Annotated in this window: 11 protein-coding genes; 5 read left to right on the forward strand and 6 right to left on the reverse strand. The window is 66.6% G+C overall.

The features are described 5' to 3' along the window. Positions 1-30: 30 nt before the first annotated feature. Both AB5S05_RS18275 and AB5S05_RS18280 read right to left on the reverse strand, forming a co-directional pair. Positions 31-369 carry a hypothetical protein gene (locus tag AB5S05_RS18275; protein WP_369288954.1) on the reverse strand — a complete coding sequence of 113 codons (339 nt, stop codon included), beginning with the start codon at positions 367-369 and terminating at the stop codon, positions 31-33. 276 nt (positions 370-645) lie between these two features. Next, positions 646-1,662, reverse strand: a complete 1,017-nt coding sequence (locus AB5S05_RS18280) for a zinc-dependent alcohol dehydrogenase family protein (protein WP_369288955.1) — start codon at positions 1,660-1,662, stop codon at positions 646-648. Positions 1,663-1,875: 213 nt separating this feature from the next. Here AB5S05_RS18280 and AB5S05_RS18285 point away from each other — a divergent pair, with 213 nt between their 5' ends. The 4 genes from AB5S05_RS18285 (at position 1,876) to AB5S05_RS18300 (ending at position 8,827) form a co-directional block, all read left to right on the forward strand. Then, entirely contained in the window at positions 1,876-2,790 is a 915-nt protein-coding gene (locus tag AB5S05_RS18285; protein ID WP_369288956.1) for a LysR family transcriptional regulator, read from the forward strand. Positions 2,791-2,950: 160 nt separating this feature from the next. Then, the gene (gene mexE / locus AB5S05_RS18290; protein ID WP_369288957.1) at positions 2,951-4,192 is read left to right on the forward strand and encodes a multidrug efflux RND transporter periplasmic adaptor subunit MexE; all 1,242 of its coding nucleotides are present in this window, start codon (positions 2,951-2,953) and stop codon (positions 4,190-4,192) included. Positions 4,193-4,205: 13 nt separating this feature from the next. After that, positions 4,206-7,385, forward strand: coding sequence for an efflux RND transporter permease subunit (locus tag AB5S05_RS18295; protein WP_369288958.1), 3,180 nt, complete (start codon positions 4,206-4,208; stop codon positions 7,383-7,385). Then, positions 7,382-8,827, forward strand: a complete 1,446-nt coding sequence (locus tag AB5S05_RS18300) for an efflux transporter outer membrane subunit (protein WP_369288959.1) — start codon at positions 7,382-7,384, stop codon at positions 8,825-8,827. The genes AB5S05_RS18295 and AB5S05_RS18300 overlap by 4 nt, the downstream gene beginning before the upstream one ends. A 134-nt stretch (positions 8,828-8,961) precedes the next feature. Here AB5S05_RS18300 and AB5S05_RS18305 read toward each other — a convergent pair whose 3' ends face one another. After that, a complete protein-coding gene (locus AB5S05_RS18305; RefSeq protein WP_369288960.1) occupies positions 8,962-9,717 on the reverse strand; it encodes a substrate-binding periplasmic protein in 756 nt (251 codons plus the stop codon). Between the two features lie 47 nt (positions 9,718-9,764). After that, entirely contained in the window at positions 9,765-10,499 is a 735-nt protein-coding gene (locus AB5S05_RS18310) for an SDR family oxidoreductase (protein ID WP_369288961.1), read from the reverse strand. A 410-nt stretch (positions 10,500-10,909) separates the two neighbouring features. On the opposite strand from AB5S05_RS18310, the gene AB5S05_RS18315 reads away from it, so the two are divergent. Next, a complete protein-coding gene (locus AB5S05_RS18315) occupies positions 10,910-11,917 on the forward strand; it encodes a TRAP transporter substrate-binding protein (protein ID WP_369288962.1) in 1,008 nt (335 codons plus the stop codon). A gap of 136 nt (positions 11,918-12,053) precedes the next feature. On the opposite strand, the gene AB5S05_RS18320 is transcribed toward AB5S05_RS18315, so the two are convergent. Then, positions 12,054-15,629: an EAL domain-containing protein gene (locus tag AB5S05_RS18320; protein ID WP_369288963.1), complete on the reverse strand. Its 3,576-nt coding sequence runs from the start codon at positions 15,627-15,629 to the stop codon at positions 12,054-12,056. A gap of 2 nt (positions 15,630-15,631) precedes the next feature. Then, positions 15,632-16,684 carry a chemotaxis protein CheB gene (locus AB5S05_RS18325; protein ID WP_369288964.1) on the reverse strand — a complete coding sequence of 351 codons (1,053 nt, stop codon included), beginning with the start codon at positions 16,682-16,684 and terminating at the stop codon, positions 15,632-15,634.

The following is a 16,684-nucleotide window of genomic DNA, read 5'->3' on the forward strand; positions in this document are numbered from 1 at the left end:
GGCGAAACGCAGCTCAGCTAGGGACGGGAATCAGGCGCGGGGGGGGCGCCAGACGCCGAACGGCGTCGGGACGGGAACGAAATCGAGGGAATACGAGGGGACGGTCTGGGCCGAAGGCTCGATCGAGGATTTTATGACGCAGACTTGCAAGGTACAGCCGGTCTTGCACTCCTGGCCGGACTTGCAGGTCTTGCCGGCGGCCGGTTGTTCCATCTGCTGGTCGCAGCAGGCATGTTCCATGTCGGCCATGGCGAGGTCCTGCTGCTCCATCGGGCATGGCTCGACAAATGCGCCCATGCTCGCCATCCCGTTCAAGGGAAGCGCGAAGCTCAGTAGCAGGAGCAGAAACAGGCGCAGGTGTGGTTTCATGCGGCGCAGTCTAGCCCACGCCCCTGCACCGGACAATCCGCCGGCGGGTCCATTTCGCGGCGCTAGCAAGGCTGGCTCTGCGACTGATAGCCACAGGGCAGAGCCTGGTGGCAGGCGCAGCTTGCTGTGATTGAACATCGAGGTGGCGTTCAGCAACTGTTCGAAGAGCTGCACCGCGACGGCCAGGCGACCTGCTCAGCCCGAAGCGAGTCTGCGATCTCAACCCATGGCAGGCCGATCCATGGCCACAGGAGCGCAGGCAAGCCGAGCGTCGGATCAGGAGAGATCAAGCACCAGGCGACCGCGTTTCGGACAGGTTTCCATCAGGCGGTGGGCCTCGACGGCCTGGTCGAAGGGGAACGTCTTGGCGATCAGCGGACGCAACTGGCCGTCGCGCGTCAGCTGGTTGATGCCCTGCAGGGCCTTGGCCACCGCCTCGCGATCCTGGGGAATGCCCAGCTCTTCCTTGCCGGTGAAGTTGCTGACGCAGTGGACGAAGAACTGGATGTTCTTCTGGAACGCCGCACAGGCCGGAAACGGCGTCTCGTTGCCGCCCTGCAGGCCATACAGCACCAGGCGCCCGCGGGGCGCCAGGGCATCGCCGAGCAGGCACATCTGCGGGCCGCCGAGGGCGTCCATGACGATGTCCACGCCGCGTCCATCGGTAAGCTTGCCGACCCGGCTGACCAGGTCCTGCTCTTCGGTGAGGATGACCTGCTCGGCACCCAGTTCGCGCAGGAAGTCGACGTCCTCGGCATCCTCGCTGGCGGCGATCACCCGCGCCCCCAGGGCCTTGCCCATCTGCACGATATAGGGGCCCCAGCAACGGCTGGCATCGGTCACCAGCACGGTCTCACCGGGCTTGAGGCGCGCCAGCTCGACGAAGCCGAACCAGCCGACCAGCGACGGCAGGTAGTGCACGCAGGCCTGCTGCGGGCTCAGGCTATCCGGGTAGCGGGTCAGCGAGGTGCGTGGCAGCACCGCCTGCTCGGCATAGGCCGGATAGCGATTGGCACTGTGCCCCGGAAAACCGGCCACCCGGTCACCCACCGCGAGATCCTCGACACCGGGTCCCACCGCCAGCACGGTGCCGGCCAGCTCATGCCCCAGCCCCGCCGGCAACTGCACCGGAAGATTGGCCAGGTTCTGCCGCCAGAGCACGTCGTACCAGCTGACACCTACGGCTTCGACGCCGATCAGCACCTCGCCGGCGCCGGGCGCTGGGTCCGCGCGCTCTTCGACCTTGAGCACGTCGGCGGCGCCGAATTGATGAAAACGGATGATGCGGGACATCGCAAACCTCGTCGGTTGACCCCTTATTGCCCTCGACTTTATCCGGGCTTTATCGGCAATACCACCAGCCGGGCCTGATATTCACCATGCCTGTGGATGATAATAATCCGGCCAATCATCAACAGAGCCGCGGCTGATATTGCCTAGCGAGGCAAATCGGCATTAGCCTGAAGGCCGCCGCCTGCCGCGCCAACTCTCCAGAATGGACACCGGATGAACCGCAACGATCTCCGCCGAGTCGATCTCAACCTGCTGGTCGTGTTCGAAACCCTGATGCACGAGCGCAGCGTGACCCGCGCGGCGGAAAAGCTGTTTCTCGGCCAGCCGGCGATCAGCGCCGCCCTGGCGCGCCTGCGCAATCTGTTCGACGATCCGCTGTTCGTCCGCACCGGCCGCAGCATGGAGCCCACGGCGCGGGCCCAGGAAATCTTCGCCCTGCTCTCGCCGGCACTGGACTCGATCTCCACCGCGGTCAGCCGCGCCGCCGACTTCGACCCGGCCACCAGCAACGCGGTGTTTCGCATCGGCCTGTCCGACGACGTCGAGTTCGGTTTGCTGCCGCCGCTGATCAAGCGCCTGCGCGCCGAGGCGCCGGGGGTGGTGCTGGTGATCCGTCGCACCAACTACCTGTTGATGCCGGGCCTGCTGGCGTCCGGCGAGATATCCGTAGGGGTCAGCTACACGGACGAATTGCCGGCCAACGCCAAGCGCAAGGTGATGCGCCGTAGCAAGGCCAAGTTGCTGCGCGCCGACAGCATCCCCGGCCCTCTGAGCCTCGACGACTACTGCGCCCGCCCCCATGCCCTGGTGTCCTTCGCCGGCGACCTGGGCGGCTTTATCGACCGCGAGCTGGAAAAAATAGGCCGCAAGCGGCGGGTGGTGCTGGCCGTACCGCAGTTCAACGGCCTCGGCCCGCTGCTCAGCGGCACCGACATCGTCGCCAGTGTGCCCGACTACACCGCCGCCGCACTGACCGCCGCCGGCGGCCTGCGCGCCGAGGACCTGCCGCTGGAGACCCAGACCTTCGAGCTGCACATGGCCTGGCGCGGCGCCCAGGACAACGACCCCGCCGAGCGCTGGCTGCGCTCGCGCATCCAGATGTTCGTCGGCGACCCGGACAGCCTGTAATCCCTGCATGGTCCGGGCGCCCACGACCATCATCCGCAACTGATACAACAGCCCCCATCATCATTGCCGATGATATTTAACTTCGCGGCGTTCGATTCGTCCCGCGCCCGCTCGCCGCGCAGACTCCGCCCATCGATAAAACCGACTGGCGGAATTACCCATGGAACAGCCGAACCCCCACCTCTGGCACCTGCCCCTGGCGCTGGCCGCGACCCTGCTGCTCAGTGCCTGCGGCCAGGAGCCACAAGCCACCCAACAGATGCCCGCACCCAAGGTCAGCGTGGCCGAAGTCATCGCCCAGCCGCTCAACGAATGGGACGAGTTCACCGGGCGCCTGGAGGCCCCCGAATCGGTGGAGATCCGCCCGCGCGTCTCCGGCTTCATCGACCGGGTCGCCTTCACCGAAGGCAGCCTGGTCAAGCAGGGTGACCTGCTGTTCCAGATCGACCCACGGCCGTTCCAGGCCGAGGTCAAGCGCCTCGAAGCCCAGCTGCAGCAGGCCCGCGCCGCGCAGACCCGTGCCGCCAGCGAAGCGCGCCGCGGCGAACGCCTGCGCCAGAGCAACGCGATTTCCGCCGAACTGGCCGATGCCCGTGCCAGCGCCGCGGCCGAAGCCCAGGCGGCCGTCGCCGGGATCCAGGCGCAGCTGGACAACGCCCGCCTCAACCTCAGCTTCACCCGCGTCACCGCGCCGATCGACGGCCGGGTCAGCCGCGCCGAGATCACCGCCGGCAACCTGGTCAGCGCTGGCCAGAGCCTGCTCACCCGCCTGGTCAGCACCGACCAGGTCTACGCCTACTTCGACGCCGACGAGCGGGTGTTCCTCAAGTACCTGGAGCTGGCGCGGCAGGCGGGCAGCGATGCCCGTGGCGCCAGCCCGGTGTACCTCGGCCTGAGCAACGAGGACGGCCATCCGCACCTGGGCCAGCTGGACTTCCTCGACAACCAGGTCAACCCGCAGACCGGCACCATCCGTGGCCGCGCGGTATTCGACAACGCCGATGGGCGCTTCACCCCCGGGCTCTATGCCCGGCTCAAGCTGGTCGGCAGCGCCACCTACGACGCCACCCTGATTCAGGACATCGCCGTGGGCACCGACCTGGGCAAGAAGTTCGTCCTGGTGCTGGGTGAAGACAACAGCGTCGCCTACCGGGCCATCGAACTGGGGCCCAAGGTTGCGGGCCTGCGTATCGTCCGCAGCGGCCTGAGCGAGGGCGAAAAGGTCGTGGTCAACGGCCTGCAGCGCGCCCTGCCCGGCGCGCCGGTCGATCCGCAGGAGGTGCCGATGGCCGATGCCGCAACCCTGGCCACCCTCGCCCGCCAGCGTCAGGCGGTGGAACGACGCGATGCGCAGCGGGTCGCCGACCACGCCGCCCCGCTTTCCACCGCGCCACGCGGCTAACAGGTAATCGACGATGAACTTCTCGCAATTCTTCATTCAGCGGCCGATCTTCGCCGCGGTGCTGTCGCTGATCATCCTGATCGGCGGGGCCATCTCGCTGTTCCAGCTGCCGATCAGCGAGTACCCGGAAGTGGTGCCGCCCACCGTGGTGGTGCACGCCAGCTTCCCCGGGGCCAACCCCAAGGTCATCGGCGAGACCGTGGCCTCGCCGCTGGAGCAGGCGATCACCGGGGTCGAGGGCATGCTCTACATGTCGTCGCAGTCCACTGCCGACGGCAAGCTGAGCCTGACCATCACCTTCGCCCTGGGCACCGATCTGGACAACGCCCAGGTGCAGGTGCAGAACCGCGTGACCCGCACCATGCCGACCCTGCCCACCGAGGTGCAGCGCCTCGGGGTGACCGTCGACAAGGCCTCGCCCGACCTGACCATGGTCGTGCACCTGACCTCGCCGGACGACCGCTACGACATGCTCTACCTGTCCAACTACGCCGCGCTCAACGTCAAGGACGAGCTGGCACGCCTGGACGGGGTCGGCGATGTTCAGCTGTTCGGCATGGGCAACTACTCGCTACGGGTGTGGCTCGACCCGAACAAGGTGGCCTCGCGGGGCCTCACCGCCAGCGACGTGGTCGCCGCGATCCGCGAGCAGAATCGCCAGGTCGCCGCCGGTTCCCTCGGCGCGCCGCCCTCCGACGCCGGCAACGGCTTCCAGCTGTCGATCAACACCCAGGGCCGCCTGGTCAGCGAGGAGGAGTTCGAGAACATCATCATCCGCGCCGGCGACAACGGCGAGATCACCCGCCTCAAGGACATCGCCCGCATCGAGCTGGGCTCCAGCCAGTACGCCCTGCGTTCGCTGCTGAACAACAAGCCGGCGGTGGCCATCCCGGTGTTCCAGCGACCCGGTTCGAACGCCATCGAGATCTCCGATGCGGTGCGTGCGCGCATGGCCGAACTGAAGCAGAACTTCCCCCAGGGCGTGGACTACGAGATCGTCTACGACCCGACCATCTTCGTCCGCGGCTCGATCGAGGCGGTGGTGCACACCCTGCTCGAGGCCATCGTCCTGGTGGTGCTGGTGGTGATCCTGTTCCTGCAGACCTGGCGCGCCTCGATCATCCCACTGGCAGCGGTGCCGGTGTCGCTGATCGGCACCTTCGCGGTGATGCACTTGTTCGGCTTCTCGCTCAACGCCCTGTCGCTGTTCGGCCTGGTGCTGGCCATCGGCATCGTGGTGGACGACGCCATCGTCGTGGTGGAGAACGTCGAGCGCAACATCGGCCTGGGCAAATCACCGGTGGAGGCCACCCGCCAGGCGATGAAGGAGGTCACCGGGCCGATTGTCGCCACCGCCCTGGTGCTGTGCGCGGTGTTTGTGCCGACTGCGTTCATTTCCGGCCTGTCCGGGCAGTTCTACCAGCAGTTCGCCCTGACCATCGCCATCTCCACGGTGATCAGCGCGTTCAACTCGCTGACCCTGTCGCCGGCCCTGGCCGCGGTCCTGCTCAAGGATCACCAGGCGCCCAAGGACGGCTTCTCCCGGCTGCTCGACAAGCTGTTCGGCGCCTGGCTGTTCGCCCCGTTCAACCGCCTGTTCGACCGTGCCAGCCACGGCTACGTCGGCACCGTCAAGCGCGTGCTGCGCGGCAGCGGCATCGCCCTGTTCGTCTACGCCGGCCTGCTGGGCCTGGGCTACCTGGGCTTCGCCAGCACCCCGACCGGCTTCGTACCACAGCAGGACAAGCAGTACCTGGTGGCCTTCGCCCAGCTGCCGGACGCCGCCACCCTGGACCGTACCGAGGACGTGATCAAGCGCATGTCGGATATCGCCGCCAAGCATCCGGGCGTGGAGAACACCGTGGCCTTCCCGGGCCTGTCGATCAATGGTTTCACCAACAGCCCCAACAGCGGCATCGTCTTCACCCCGCTCAAGCCGTTCGACGAGCGCAAGGACCCGAGCATGAGCGCCGGTGCCATCGCGGCCGAGCTGAACCAGCAGTTCGCCGAGATCCAGGACGCCTACATCGCCATCTTCCCGCCACCCCCGGTGCAGGGGCTGGGGACCATTGGCGGTTTCCGCCTGCAGCTGGAGGACCGTGGCAACCTGGGCTACGAGGCGCTGTACCAGCAGACCCAGAACATCCTCAACAAGGCCCGGCAATTGCCGGAGCTGAACCCCATGTCGCTGTTCACCAGCTACCAGGTCAACGTGCCGCAGGTCGATGCCAGCCTCGACCGCGACAAGGCCAAGACCCACGGCGTAGCCATCAGCGACATCTTCGACACCCTGCAGGTGTACCTGGGCTCGCTGTATGCCAACGACTTCAACCGCTTCGGCCGCACCTACCAGGTCAACGTCCAGGCCGACCAGCAGTTCCGCCTGGAGCCCGAGCAGATCGGCCAGCTCAAGGTGCGCAACAACCGCGGCGAGATGATCCCGCTGGCGACCTTCGTCAAGGTCGAAGACAGCTCCGGCCCGGACCGGGTGATGCACTACAACGGCTTTCTCACCGCCGAGATCAACGGTGCGGCGGCGCCCGGCTACAGCTCCGGCCAGGCCGAGGCGGCCATCGCCAGGCTGCTCGACGAGGAGTTGCCCAACGGCATGACCTTCGAGTGGACCGACCTGACCTACCAGCAGATCCTCGCCGGCAACAGTGCGGTCTTCATCTTCCCGCTCTGCGTGCTGCTGGCCTTCCTGGTCCTGGCCGCCCAGTACGAGAGCTGGAGCCTGCCGCTGGCGGTGATCCTGATCGTGCCGACCGTACTGTTCTCGGCCATCAGTGGGGTGATCCTGTCCGGCGGCGACAACAACATCTTCACCCAGATCGGCCTGATCGTGCTGGTGGGCCTGGCGTGCAAGAACGCCATCCTGATCGTCGAGTTCGCCAAGGAGAAGCAGGAACAAGGGCTGGACCGCGTGGCCGCGGTGCTCGAGGCCTGCCGCCTGCGCTTGCGCCCGATCCTGATGACCAGCCTGGCCTTCATCATGGGTGTGGTGCCGCTGGTGCTGTCGTCCGGGGCCGGCGCCGAGATGCGCCATGCCATGGGCGTGGCGGTGTTCAGCGGGATGCTCGGGGTGACCTTCTTCGGCCTGTTGCTGACCCCGCTGTTCTATGTGCTGATCCGCGCGCTGGTGGAGAAACGCGCGGCCAGCAAAGCCCTGCGGGCACAGGAGGTGCCGGCATGAAGCCGTTCATCCCCGCCCTGCTCGCCCTCGTTCCCGCTTTGATGTTGGCCGCCTGCGCCGTCGGCCCGGACTACCGAACTCCGGCCACCGCAGCGGCCGAGCTGGCCAGCGCCGTGGCCAGCGCCTATGACCGCTCGCGCTTCGAGGCACTGTGGTGGCAGCAGTTCGACGACCCGACCCTGAACCAGCTGGTCGAACGCTCGCTGCAGGACAACCGCGAGCTGCGCGTGGCCTTCGCCCGCCTGAGCGCCGCCCGCGCGATCCGCGATGACGCCGCCAACGACAGCCTGCCCACCGTCACCAGCCGCGCCAGCGGCGCGTTCGGCAAGGCCCAGCAGCCCGGCGTGAGCGAGCAGCGGGTGCGCAGCGAACGCTACGACCTGGGTCTGGACATGGCCTGGGAACTCGACCTGTTCGGCCGCATCCAGCGCCAGATCGAAGCCAGCGAGGCGCAGATCGAGGTAGCCGAGGCCGATTACCTGCAACTGCAGGTCAGCCTGATCGCCGAACTGGTGGACGCCTACGGCAACCTGCGCGGCGCGCAGCTCAGGGAACGAATTGCCCGCGACAATTTGCACAACCAGCGCGAGTCGCGCGGCATCACCGAGCAGCTGCGCGATGCCGGAGTCGGCAGCGAGCTGGACGTGCTGCGCAGCGACGCGCGTCTGGCCGCCACCGAGGCCAGCCTGCCGCAGCTGCAGGCCGAACAGCTGCGCGCGCGCAACCGTATCGCCACCCTGCTCGGTCAACGTCCGCAGCAGCTCGGCGTGGATCTATCGGCGCAGCCACTGCCGGCGATCTCCAAGGCCCTGCCGATCGGCGACCCGGCCGAGCTGCTGCGCCGGCGGCCGGACGTGCAGGCGGCCGAACGCCAGCTGGCGGCGGCCACCGCCACTATCGGCGTGGCCACCGCCGACCTGTTCCCGCGGGTCAGCCTCAGCGGTTTCCTCGGCTTCACCGCCGGGCGCGGCTCGCAGCTCGGCGCCTCGGCGGCGCGCGCCTGGGGCGTGGCGCCGAGCATCAGCTGGGCGGCCTTCGACCTGGGCAGCGTGCGCGCCCGTCTGCGCGGCGCCGAAGCCGAGGCCGACGGCGCCCTGGCCAACTATGAACAGCAGGTGCTGCTGGCCCTGGAGGAGTCCGAGAACGCCTTCAGCGACTACGGCAAGCGCCAGCAGCGCCTGCTCGCCCGGGTGCGCCAGTCCGAAGCCAGCCGCGCCGCGGCGCAGCAGGCCGCCGTGCGCTACCGCGAGGGCACGGTGGACTTCCTGGTGCTGCTGGACGCCGAGCGCGAACGCCTGGCCGCCGAAGATGCCCAGGCCCAGGCAGAGGTCGAGCTGTACCGCGGCATAGTCGCGATCTACAAGGCCCTGGGTGGTGGCTGGCAGACCGGTGGTCGGCACCCCGGTGGCCGGCACCCCGGTGGCTCGCAGCCCAGCGCCTGAACGATCCCCTCTCCTTGGTTGGTGTCGCTCGCCAACCTTTTCCAGCCCCACGATGCCGCTCCCGGTCGTGGGGCTTTTTTTGTTTCGAGCCGCCGAACTGACGCAGGGTTGGGCGCTGTACAGCGACCTGCGCCTTATTGGCGGTACTCGCCGGCCCGCGAGGCATCGAGCATGCGCCTGTAGCTGCCATCGGCGCGCAGGGCTTTGAGGCCCTTGTTGAAAGCCTCCAGATAGGCGGGGTTGGCCGGATTTATCCTGTTCATCAGGAGGAAGTAAGGTCGTTCCAAGATGGGCTTCGGGTGGTACGTGATCTTGTCGCCGAGACCGAGCTTGGCAATGCTGTCCAGGCCCACGTCCAGATCCTCGAGGACCGCATCGATGCGCCCCTGCAGCAACTTGGCGTAGTTGCCCTCGGGCACCGCAATGCGCTCGATCTTGAGCAGACCGGCCCGCTCCTCGGCATCGACGCCATAGGAGTAGCCGATCACGCCGCCCAGGGTCTTGTCGCTCAGACTGGCCGTATCGCTCCAGTCGAAGCCCTGGTCCGTGGCATAGAACAACACCGTATTCAGTTCGATCACCGGGTCGCTGAGCAGGAATTCGGCTTCGCGCTCATCCGTGCGCCCCCAGATCAGGGTGCCATCGGCCCGGCCGTGCCTAGCGTCTTCGTAGGCCCGCTTCCAGGGCGAGAAACTGTACTCGACCTGGATACCCTGGCGGGCAAAGGCCTCTTCGACGATATGCGACATGACGCCGGCATGCCTGAGCGTCTGCGACATATAGGGCGCCCACTCGCCATTGGCCAGGCGAACCGTTTCCGCACCGGCCATCACCGGCATCGACAGTGACAGCGAGAAGAGTACGGCACGAACAAGACGGGGCGTCGGCATGGCAATTCTCCGGCCCTCGGGCCAAACCTGCTGCGATCGAGGGTCGTTCAGACGATACCACCATTGACCCGCAGCACCTGGCCGTTGACCCAGCCCCCCTCCTCGCCGACCAGGAAGGCCACCGTGTTGGCGATGTCCTCCGGGGTACCCAGCCGCTCCAGCGGCGGCTGCTTGGCCAGGCGCTCTATCTGTTCGGCGCTCTTGCCGTCGAGGAACAGCCGGGTCGCGGTCGGCCCCGGGGCGATGGCATTGACGCAGATCTTGCGGCCGCGCAGCTCCCTGGCCAGGATCGCGGTAAAGCACTCCACCGCCGCCTTCGATGCGGCGTACACCGAATAGCCGGGCAGGGCCAGGCCGATCACGCTGGTCGAAAAGTTGACGATGCGCCCGCACTCGCGCAGGTGCCTGGCCGCCAGGCGCAGGGTGTTGAAGGTGCCCTTGGTGTTGATCGCGAAGATCTTCTGGTACAGCGCATCGTCGCTGTCGGCCAGGTCGACCATGCCGGGCTGGATCACCCCGGCGTTGTTGATCAGGATGTCGACGCCGCCGTATTTCATTTCGGCCTGGTCGAACAGGGCCTCGACCGCCACCGGGTCGCTGATGTCGGCGAGCACCGCATAGGCCTTGCCGCCCGCCTTGACGATATCGCGCACCACCTGCTCGGCTTCCGCCGGCCGTGAACTGTAGTTGACCACTACCCGGATACCGTCGGCGGCCAGGCGTTTGGCGACGGCCGCGCCTATGCCCCGCGAGGCGCCAGTGACTATGGCTACTTTTGACATGGCAACTCCTGTGGCTCGGACCAGCTGCAAACCCGGTACGCGGCGAGCGCCCGCATCGCCCCGGGCCTTTTCTCTGGTATAGCCGCCATTCGCCGATCCTGTGCGACCGGCCGTCCTGCCACGCAGGCCGCCGCGCGGCCCTCGCCGTGGTGGCCGACGGCAACGAGCGAGTTTCCGCCTATTGCCGAAGCGCCGGTGGCGGTACACCGCCACCCTCTGTGAACCGCGTCACAGCCCTTTGCCCGACACACCTGAGCACGCGCCCAGCGCGGCGCTTGGCACAGGGTTTGCGACAGCCCGCCGCGCCACGCGTGCCAGCAGCGGCCAACGCCGCTTGGCCGAATCACGGATGACCACCCCGGTTGACGGCCGGGTCGTTCACTGGAACTCCTAACAAGAAAGGACACTTCATGTTCAAGTCGATCGCCGCCATCGGCGCCTGCGCCCTGGCGTTCAGCTGCACCTTGGCCAATGCCGGACAGGAGCAAGCCCCCATCCTGATCAAGTTCTCCCATGTGGTCGCCGACAATACGCCCAAGGGCCAGGGCGCACAGCTGTTCAAGCAGCTGGTCGAGGCGCGGCTGCCTGGCCAGGTCGAAGTCGAGGTCTATGCCAACTCCTCGCTGTATGGCGATGCCGACGAGCTCGAGGCGCTGCGCAACGACCAGGTGCAGATGCTGGCGCCGTCGCTGGCCAAGTTCGAGCAGTACACCCCTCAGTTGCAGGTCTTCGACCTGCCTTTCCTGTTCGATGACCTGGAGGCGGTCAACCGCTTCCAGAAACGTGCCAAGGGCCGCCAGCTGCTGCGCTCGATGGAGACGCAGAACATCGTCGGCCTGGCCTACTGGCACAACGGCATGAAGCAGCTCTCGGCCAGCAAGCCACTGCTGCAGCCGGGCGATGCCGCCGGCCTGAGCTTTCGCATTCAGCCGTCCCGGGTCCTCGAAGCGCAGTTCGACCAGGTCGGCGCCAGCAGCCGCAAGCTGCCGTTCGCCGAAGTCTTCGAGGCCCTGCGCAGCGGCCAGGTACAGGGGGCGGAGAACCCCTGGTCGAACCTCTACAGCAAGCAGCTGCACAGCGTGCAGCCCTATATCACCGAGACCAACCACGGCGTGCTCGATTACATGCTGGTGAGCAACCCGCGCTTCTGGTTCGGCATGCCGCACCGAATCCGCGTGGAGCTGGAAGGCATCATCGACGAGGTGACCTATGTGGTGAACCAGCAGGCCGAAGCCGCCAACCAGGCGGACCGCCAGCGCATAGAGGCTTCGGGCAAGAGCCGGATAATCGTCCTCGATTCCCAGCAGCGCGACGCCTGGCGCCAGGCCATGCGCCCGGTGTGGCAGCAGTTCGAGACGGCGATCGGCGCCGACGTAGTGAACGCGGCCCAGGCGGCCAACCGCAAGCGCCGCGAATGAGTCGGCCCAACCACCGGGCGCAGCGGCAGGGTACAACCTGCCGATCCTGGCACTGGGCCCGGCCCGGGCGGCTGGACTGCCCGCGTGATCGAGCCGGCCGGTGTGTGGGATTCATCCACCTACCGGGCGATCGCCTTCAACGGTTCTGCGCCATCAATTGCTGGCGCATCCTCAGGTTGTCCTCCAGCAACTGCCGCTGGCTGAACGCTTCGCGCAGCTGACTGCGCAGGTCGTCGGCGTCCCAGGGTTTGGTCAGGAAGCGGTAGACCACGCCCTGATTGACGGCCTTGAGGATGTTGACGACCTCGGTCGAACCACTCAGGACCATGCGGATGACATCCGGGTAGATGCCCCTGACCTGACGCAGGAAATCCACCCCGCTCATATCGGCCAGGCGCAGGTCGGTCAGCACCACATCCACCGGGTGGGTCGCCAGCAGGCTCAAGGCCTCGACGCTGCTGCTCGCGGTCAGGGTCCGGTAGTGCTCCAGACGCAATTCCCGCTGCAGGGCTCTGAGGATGCCGGGTTCGTCGTCGACCAACAGCAGGTAGTGTTCCCGATCGTCGGCCATCAGGGCCGGCAACTTGAGTTCGCTGCCCTCCTCGAGGAACTGCCGGCAAGCCTGGGGCGGCAGTGGCGGCGAATAGTAGTAGCCCTGCAGTTCGTCACAACCGGCCGTACGCAGGAAGCCCAGTTGCTCGGCGCTTTCGACCCCCTCGGCGATCACCTTGAAGCCCAGGTTGTGGCCGATGGAGATCATCGAGCGCACAAGCGAGGCGCTGTCCGGATCATTGTGGACATCGCTGACGAAGCTGCGATCGATCTTCAGCTCGCTGAAGGGAAAGCGCTTGAGATAGCCCAGCGACGAATAGCCGGTGCCGAAGTCGTCGATGGAGAAACGCAGGCCCATGGCAATCAGGGCGCGCATCTTGGCCAGCACCTGGTCGGCGTTGGTCATCAGCATGGTTTCGGTGACCTCCAGCTTGACCTGCGCCGGGGCCACCCCGTGCAGCTCGAGGGTCTGCCGCACGCGCTCGACGAACTCCGCGGCCATGAAGCTGATGGCCGAGAAGTTCACCGCGATACTGACGTTCAGCAGCAGGCTCTTCCAGGCCCGGAGCTGTCGGCAGACCGCATCGAACACCTGGAAATCCACACCGACGATCTGCCCGGTCTCCTCGGCCAGGGGAATGAATTCGTCGGGCATCACCGTCTTGCCGGCGTGGGTCCAGCGCACCAGGGCCTCGAAACCGCACAGGCGTCCATTGCGCAGATCCAGCTGGGGCTGGTAGACCACCTGGAACTCGTTGTTCTGCAGGGCGTGGCGAATATCGCGCTCCAGCAACAGGCGCCGCTGCATCTGCTCGTTCATCTGCGGGGTAAAGGCGCAGATGCGGTTGCGACCCTGGTGCTTGGCCTGGTACATGGCCGTATCGGCGTTGCGCAGCAGATTGCCGACATCGCTGCCATCGTCGGGGAAACAGCAGAAACCGATGCTGCAACTGACCACCACCTCCTGACCGTCGACCATCATGGGCTCGCCGATGGCCCGCATGAAGCGTTCCAGGCCGCCGAGGCGCTGGCCAAGTTGCCCATCATCGGCCAGCAGAATGACGAACTCGTCACCGCCCAGGCGTGCCACCGTATCGACTTCCCGGGCGCAGCCTTTCAGGCGGCTGGCGACCTGGACCAGCAACTGATCGCCGGCGCTGTGACCGAGGCTGTCATTGACCACCTTGAAGTGATCGATGTCCATGAATGCCAGGCTGAACTGACGGCCGCTGCGACCGGCGAAGGCGATGGCCTGGTGAATGCGGTCATTGAGCAGGTTGCGGTTGGGCAGCCCGGTCAGGCTGTCATGGTTGGCCTGATGCTCCAGTTCCTCCTGATAGTGCTTGGCCTCGGTGATATCGTGCAGGATGCCGCAGAAGTGGCTGACCTTGCCCCTATCGTTGACCACCGGGGCGACCCGCAGCTCGTTCCAGAAGGCCGAGCCATCCTTGCGGTAATTGCGCAGAATCGCCCGTCCTTCTTCCTCGGCCGCCAGCGCACGACGGATGTTGCCCAGCTCTGGCTGGTCCTGCTCCTGGCCCTGGAGAAAGCGGCAATTGCGCCCCAGCACTTCCTCTCTGCTGTAGCCGGTGATCCGCTCGAATGCCGGGTTGACGTAGACGATGGGCTGATCGGGCTGCTGCTGGTCGGTGATGACGATGGCGTTGACGCTGGCTTCCATCGCCTGGTTGCGGATGCGCAGCTCCAGGTCTCGCTCGCGCTGTTCGCTGACGTCCTGGGTTACCGCGATAGCCCCCTGCAGCACGCCCTGGTCGTCGAAGTAAGGCACTGCCGAGTTGAGAATGGTCTTGTGCCTGGCGTCGAAGGCCTGGATGTCGATCACCGCGTTGCGCCGCGCCTTACCCTCGCGCAGCGCCTGTGGCATCGGCCAGTCGTCCCCCTGCAGGGGCTCGCCGTTCTCGGCCCAGACGCCTTGGTAACGGGCATACTCGTTCAGCGCCATGGGCTGGGATCCGGCCCAGATCAGGCCGTTCTCGGGGTTGCTGAGGATCAGCCGGCCCTGGCTGTCGGTGACCGAGACGCCGACCGGCAGATTGTCGAGAATCTTGCGCAGCAAGGCTTCGCTCTGCACCAATGCCCGGGTGCGCTGCTCCACCAGCTGCTCCAGGCTCTCGAACAGGCGTACGCGCCCCAGGGCCATGGCCAGCTGGCGGCCGATCGAGGCCAGGGCATCGAGGGCGTCCTGCGGCCAGCTTTGCGCCTGGTTGCGTGCCACATTGAGCATGCCGATGGTTTCGCCGCCGAGCAGCAGCGGGATGCTGGCATGACAGCCTTCGCCCAGGCCGGCCAGGACCGGGCAGCCGCTGATATTGCTCGGCACCGCAAGACGATCGTTGAACCAGGCGTGGCGGCAGGGGCAGTCATCCGAGCAGGCACTCAGGCGCGCCAGGCTGTAACGCTCGCCGCGTCCCTGGGCACCGGCCACGCGTAGCCTCGTGCCAGCCGGGTCGGCAGCGCTGAGCAACAACCAGGCGCCAGCCGCATTGGGAAAATCGAGAATGTGTCCCAGGGCCATATCGATCACGTGGCGCTCGCTGTTGGCGTCGCTCAGGCCGCTGGTGAAGTGGAACAGGCAATTGAGCAGCGAGTTGCTGCGGGTCAGCTCGTCGTGCTTGGCCAGCAACTCGTGATTCAGGCGCACGCCCTGCTCGTAGGTGGAGATCAGCAGGTCGAGGATCTGCTGGCGCCCGGCCGTGATGAAATGACGCTCGCCCTCCAGCATCACCTCCACGCCCATCTGCACCCGTTCGTTGCTGCGCAGCTCCAGATTGACCAGGAAATAGCGAATGCGCGACATCAGGTACTTCTCGTCATAGGGCTTGACGATGAAGTTGTCGGCGCCGCAGGCCAGGCCATGTACCACGTCGCGGGCATCAGCCAGGCTGGTGACCAGAATCACCGGGATGCTGGCGGTGAGTTCATCGCCCTTGAGCCGGCGGCACAGCTCATAGCCATCCATCTTGGGCATGACGATGTCACTGATGACGATGGTGGGTCGGCGTTCGGCGATGCAGGCCAGCGCCTCTTCCCCGTTGCGCGCCAGGCGTACCTTGCAACCGGCCGACTCGAGCAGGAACTGCAGTTCGGTGGCCTGGGTCGGGCTGTCCTCGACGATGAGGATTTCCGCTTCGCTGAACATGGTCAGTCTCCTTCTGGACCCGTGCTGCGGGACACACTGCGTAAAGCGATCGAATTGAGCAACGCCGCCATGCCTTCCGGTGGCAGCACCTGGCACGCCGCCTGCAGCTTGATCGCCGCCAGCGGCATGGCGTCGATCACCGCGCTGGAAGGCTCCTGGGCAATGGTCAGGGCACCGCGCCGGCGCAACTCCGCCAGCCCTTCGGCGCCGTCCCGTCCCATACCCGACAACTGAATGCCTACCCCATGAACGCCCAGCTGTTGCGCCACCTGGCGAAACAGGTGGTCGGCCGAAGGGCAGTACAGCTCGCCGCTGGCGGCCTGCAACTGCGCGCGCAGCCCCTGGCCGACCCCCAGGTGGTGGCCGTCCGGGGCCAGGTAGAGCACGCCGGGCCGCAGCACCTGGCCGTGCTCGGCGACTCGCACCGAGAGGCGGCAGATGCTCGCCAACCAGTCACGAAAACTGCCCAGAAAGCCGATGGCGATATGCTGGGCCAGCAGCAAGGGCCAGGGCTGCTCGGCCAACGGCGACAGCAATGCCTTGAGCGCCACCGGACCGCCGGCCGATGCCGCGATGGCCACCAGCCGCGGAGCCGCAGGAATCGGCGAGGGACTGGCGGGGACCACGAGCGCCTTTTTCGCGCCCCGCGGACGCCGCACTATCTTCACCTGCACCATGCTGCGCAGGGTGCTCAGCAGCTCGGCGACACAGGCCTCGAAATTCGGCTCGCCCGGGCCCCTGGGCTTGTCCAGCACCGCCAGCGCCCCGGCCTCCAGGGCCTGCATGGCGGTCGCCGCGGCATAGGCGTCGGCACTGGCGGTGACCACGACCACCGGCAAGGCATGGCGTTCGAGAATTCGCGCCGTGGTTTCGTAACCGTCCATGCCGGGCATATGCACATCCATGGTGACGATATCGGGTCGGTAGCCTTCCAGCAGGCGCAAGGCCTGTTCGCCGCTGCTCGCCTCACGCACCTCGAAGCCTTCATGCTCGAGCACCGAGCGCAGCAGCAGTCGTATGACCGGTGAATCGTCGACGATCAGTACGCGTATCAT

It is taken from the genome of Pseudomonas zhanjiangensis, from assembly GCF_041027545.1.
Classification (GTDB): domain Bacteria; phylum Pseudomonadota; class Gammaproteobacteria; order Pseudomonadales; family Pseudomonadaceae; genus Aquipseudomonas; species Aquipseudomonas zhanjiangensis.

What these genes read in the sequence shown, in the direction of transcription:
- AB5S05_RS18275 (WP_369288954.1), bottom strand. Translation starts at nt 369, where the DNA reads ATGAAACCACACCTGCGCCTGTTTCTGCTCCTGCTACTGAGCTTCGCG.
- AB5S05_RS18280 (WP_369288955.1), bottom strand. Translation starts at nt 1,662, where the DNA reads ATGTCCCGCATCATCCGTTTTCATCAATTCGGCGCCGCCGACGTGCTC.
- AB5S05_RS18285 (WP_369288956.1), top strand. Translation starts at nt 1,876, where the DNA reads ATGAACCGCAACGATCTCCGCCGAGTCGATCTCAACCTGCTGGTCGTG.
- mexE (WP_369288957.1), top strand. Translation starts at nt 2,951, where the DNA reads ATGGAACAGCCGAACCCCCACCTCTGGCACCTGCCCCTGGCGCTGGCC.
- AB5S05_RS18295 (WP_369288958.1), top strand. Translation starts at nt 4,206, where the DNA reads ATGAACTTCTCGCAATTCTTCATTCAGCGGCCGATCTTCGCCGCGGTG.
- AB5S05_RS18300 (WP_369288959.1), top strand. Translation starts at nt 7,382, where the DNA reads ATGAAGCCGTTCATCCCCGCCCTGCTCGCCCTCGTTCCCGCTTTGATG.
- AB5S05_RS18305 (WP_369288960.1), bottom strand. Translation starts at nt 9,717, where the DNA reads ATGCCGACGCCCCGTCTTGTTCGTGCCGTACTCTTCTCGCTGTCACTG.
- AB5S05_RS18310 (WP_369288961.1), bottom strand. Translation starts at nt 10,499, where the DNA reads ATGTCAAAAGTAGCCATAGTCACTGGCGCCTCGCGGGGCATAGGCGCG.
- AB5S05_RS18315 (WP_369288962.1), top strand. Translation starts at nt 10,910, where the DNA reads ATGTTCAAGTCGATCGCCGCCATCGGCGCCTGCGCCCTGGCGTTCAGC.
- AB5S05_RS18320 (WP_369288963.1), bottom strand. Translation starts at nt 15,629, where the DNA reads ATGTTCAGCGAAGCGGAAATCCTCATCGTCGAGGACAGCCCGACCCAG.
- AB5S05_RS18325 (WP_369288964.1), bottom strand. Translation starts at nt 16,684, where the DNA reads ATGATACGCGTACTGATCGTCGACGATTCACCGGTCATACGACTGCTG.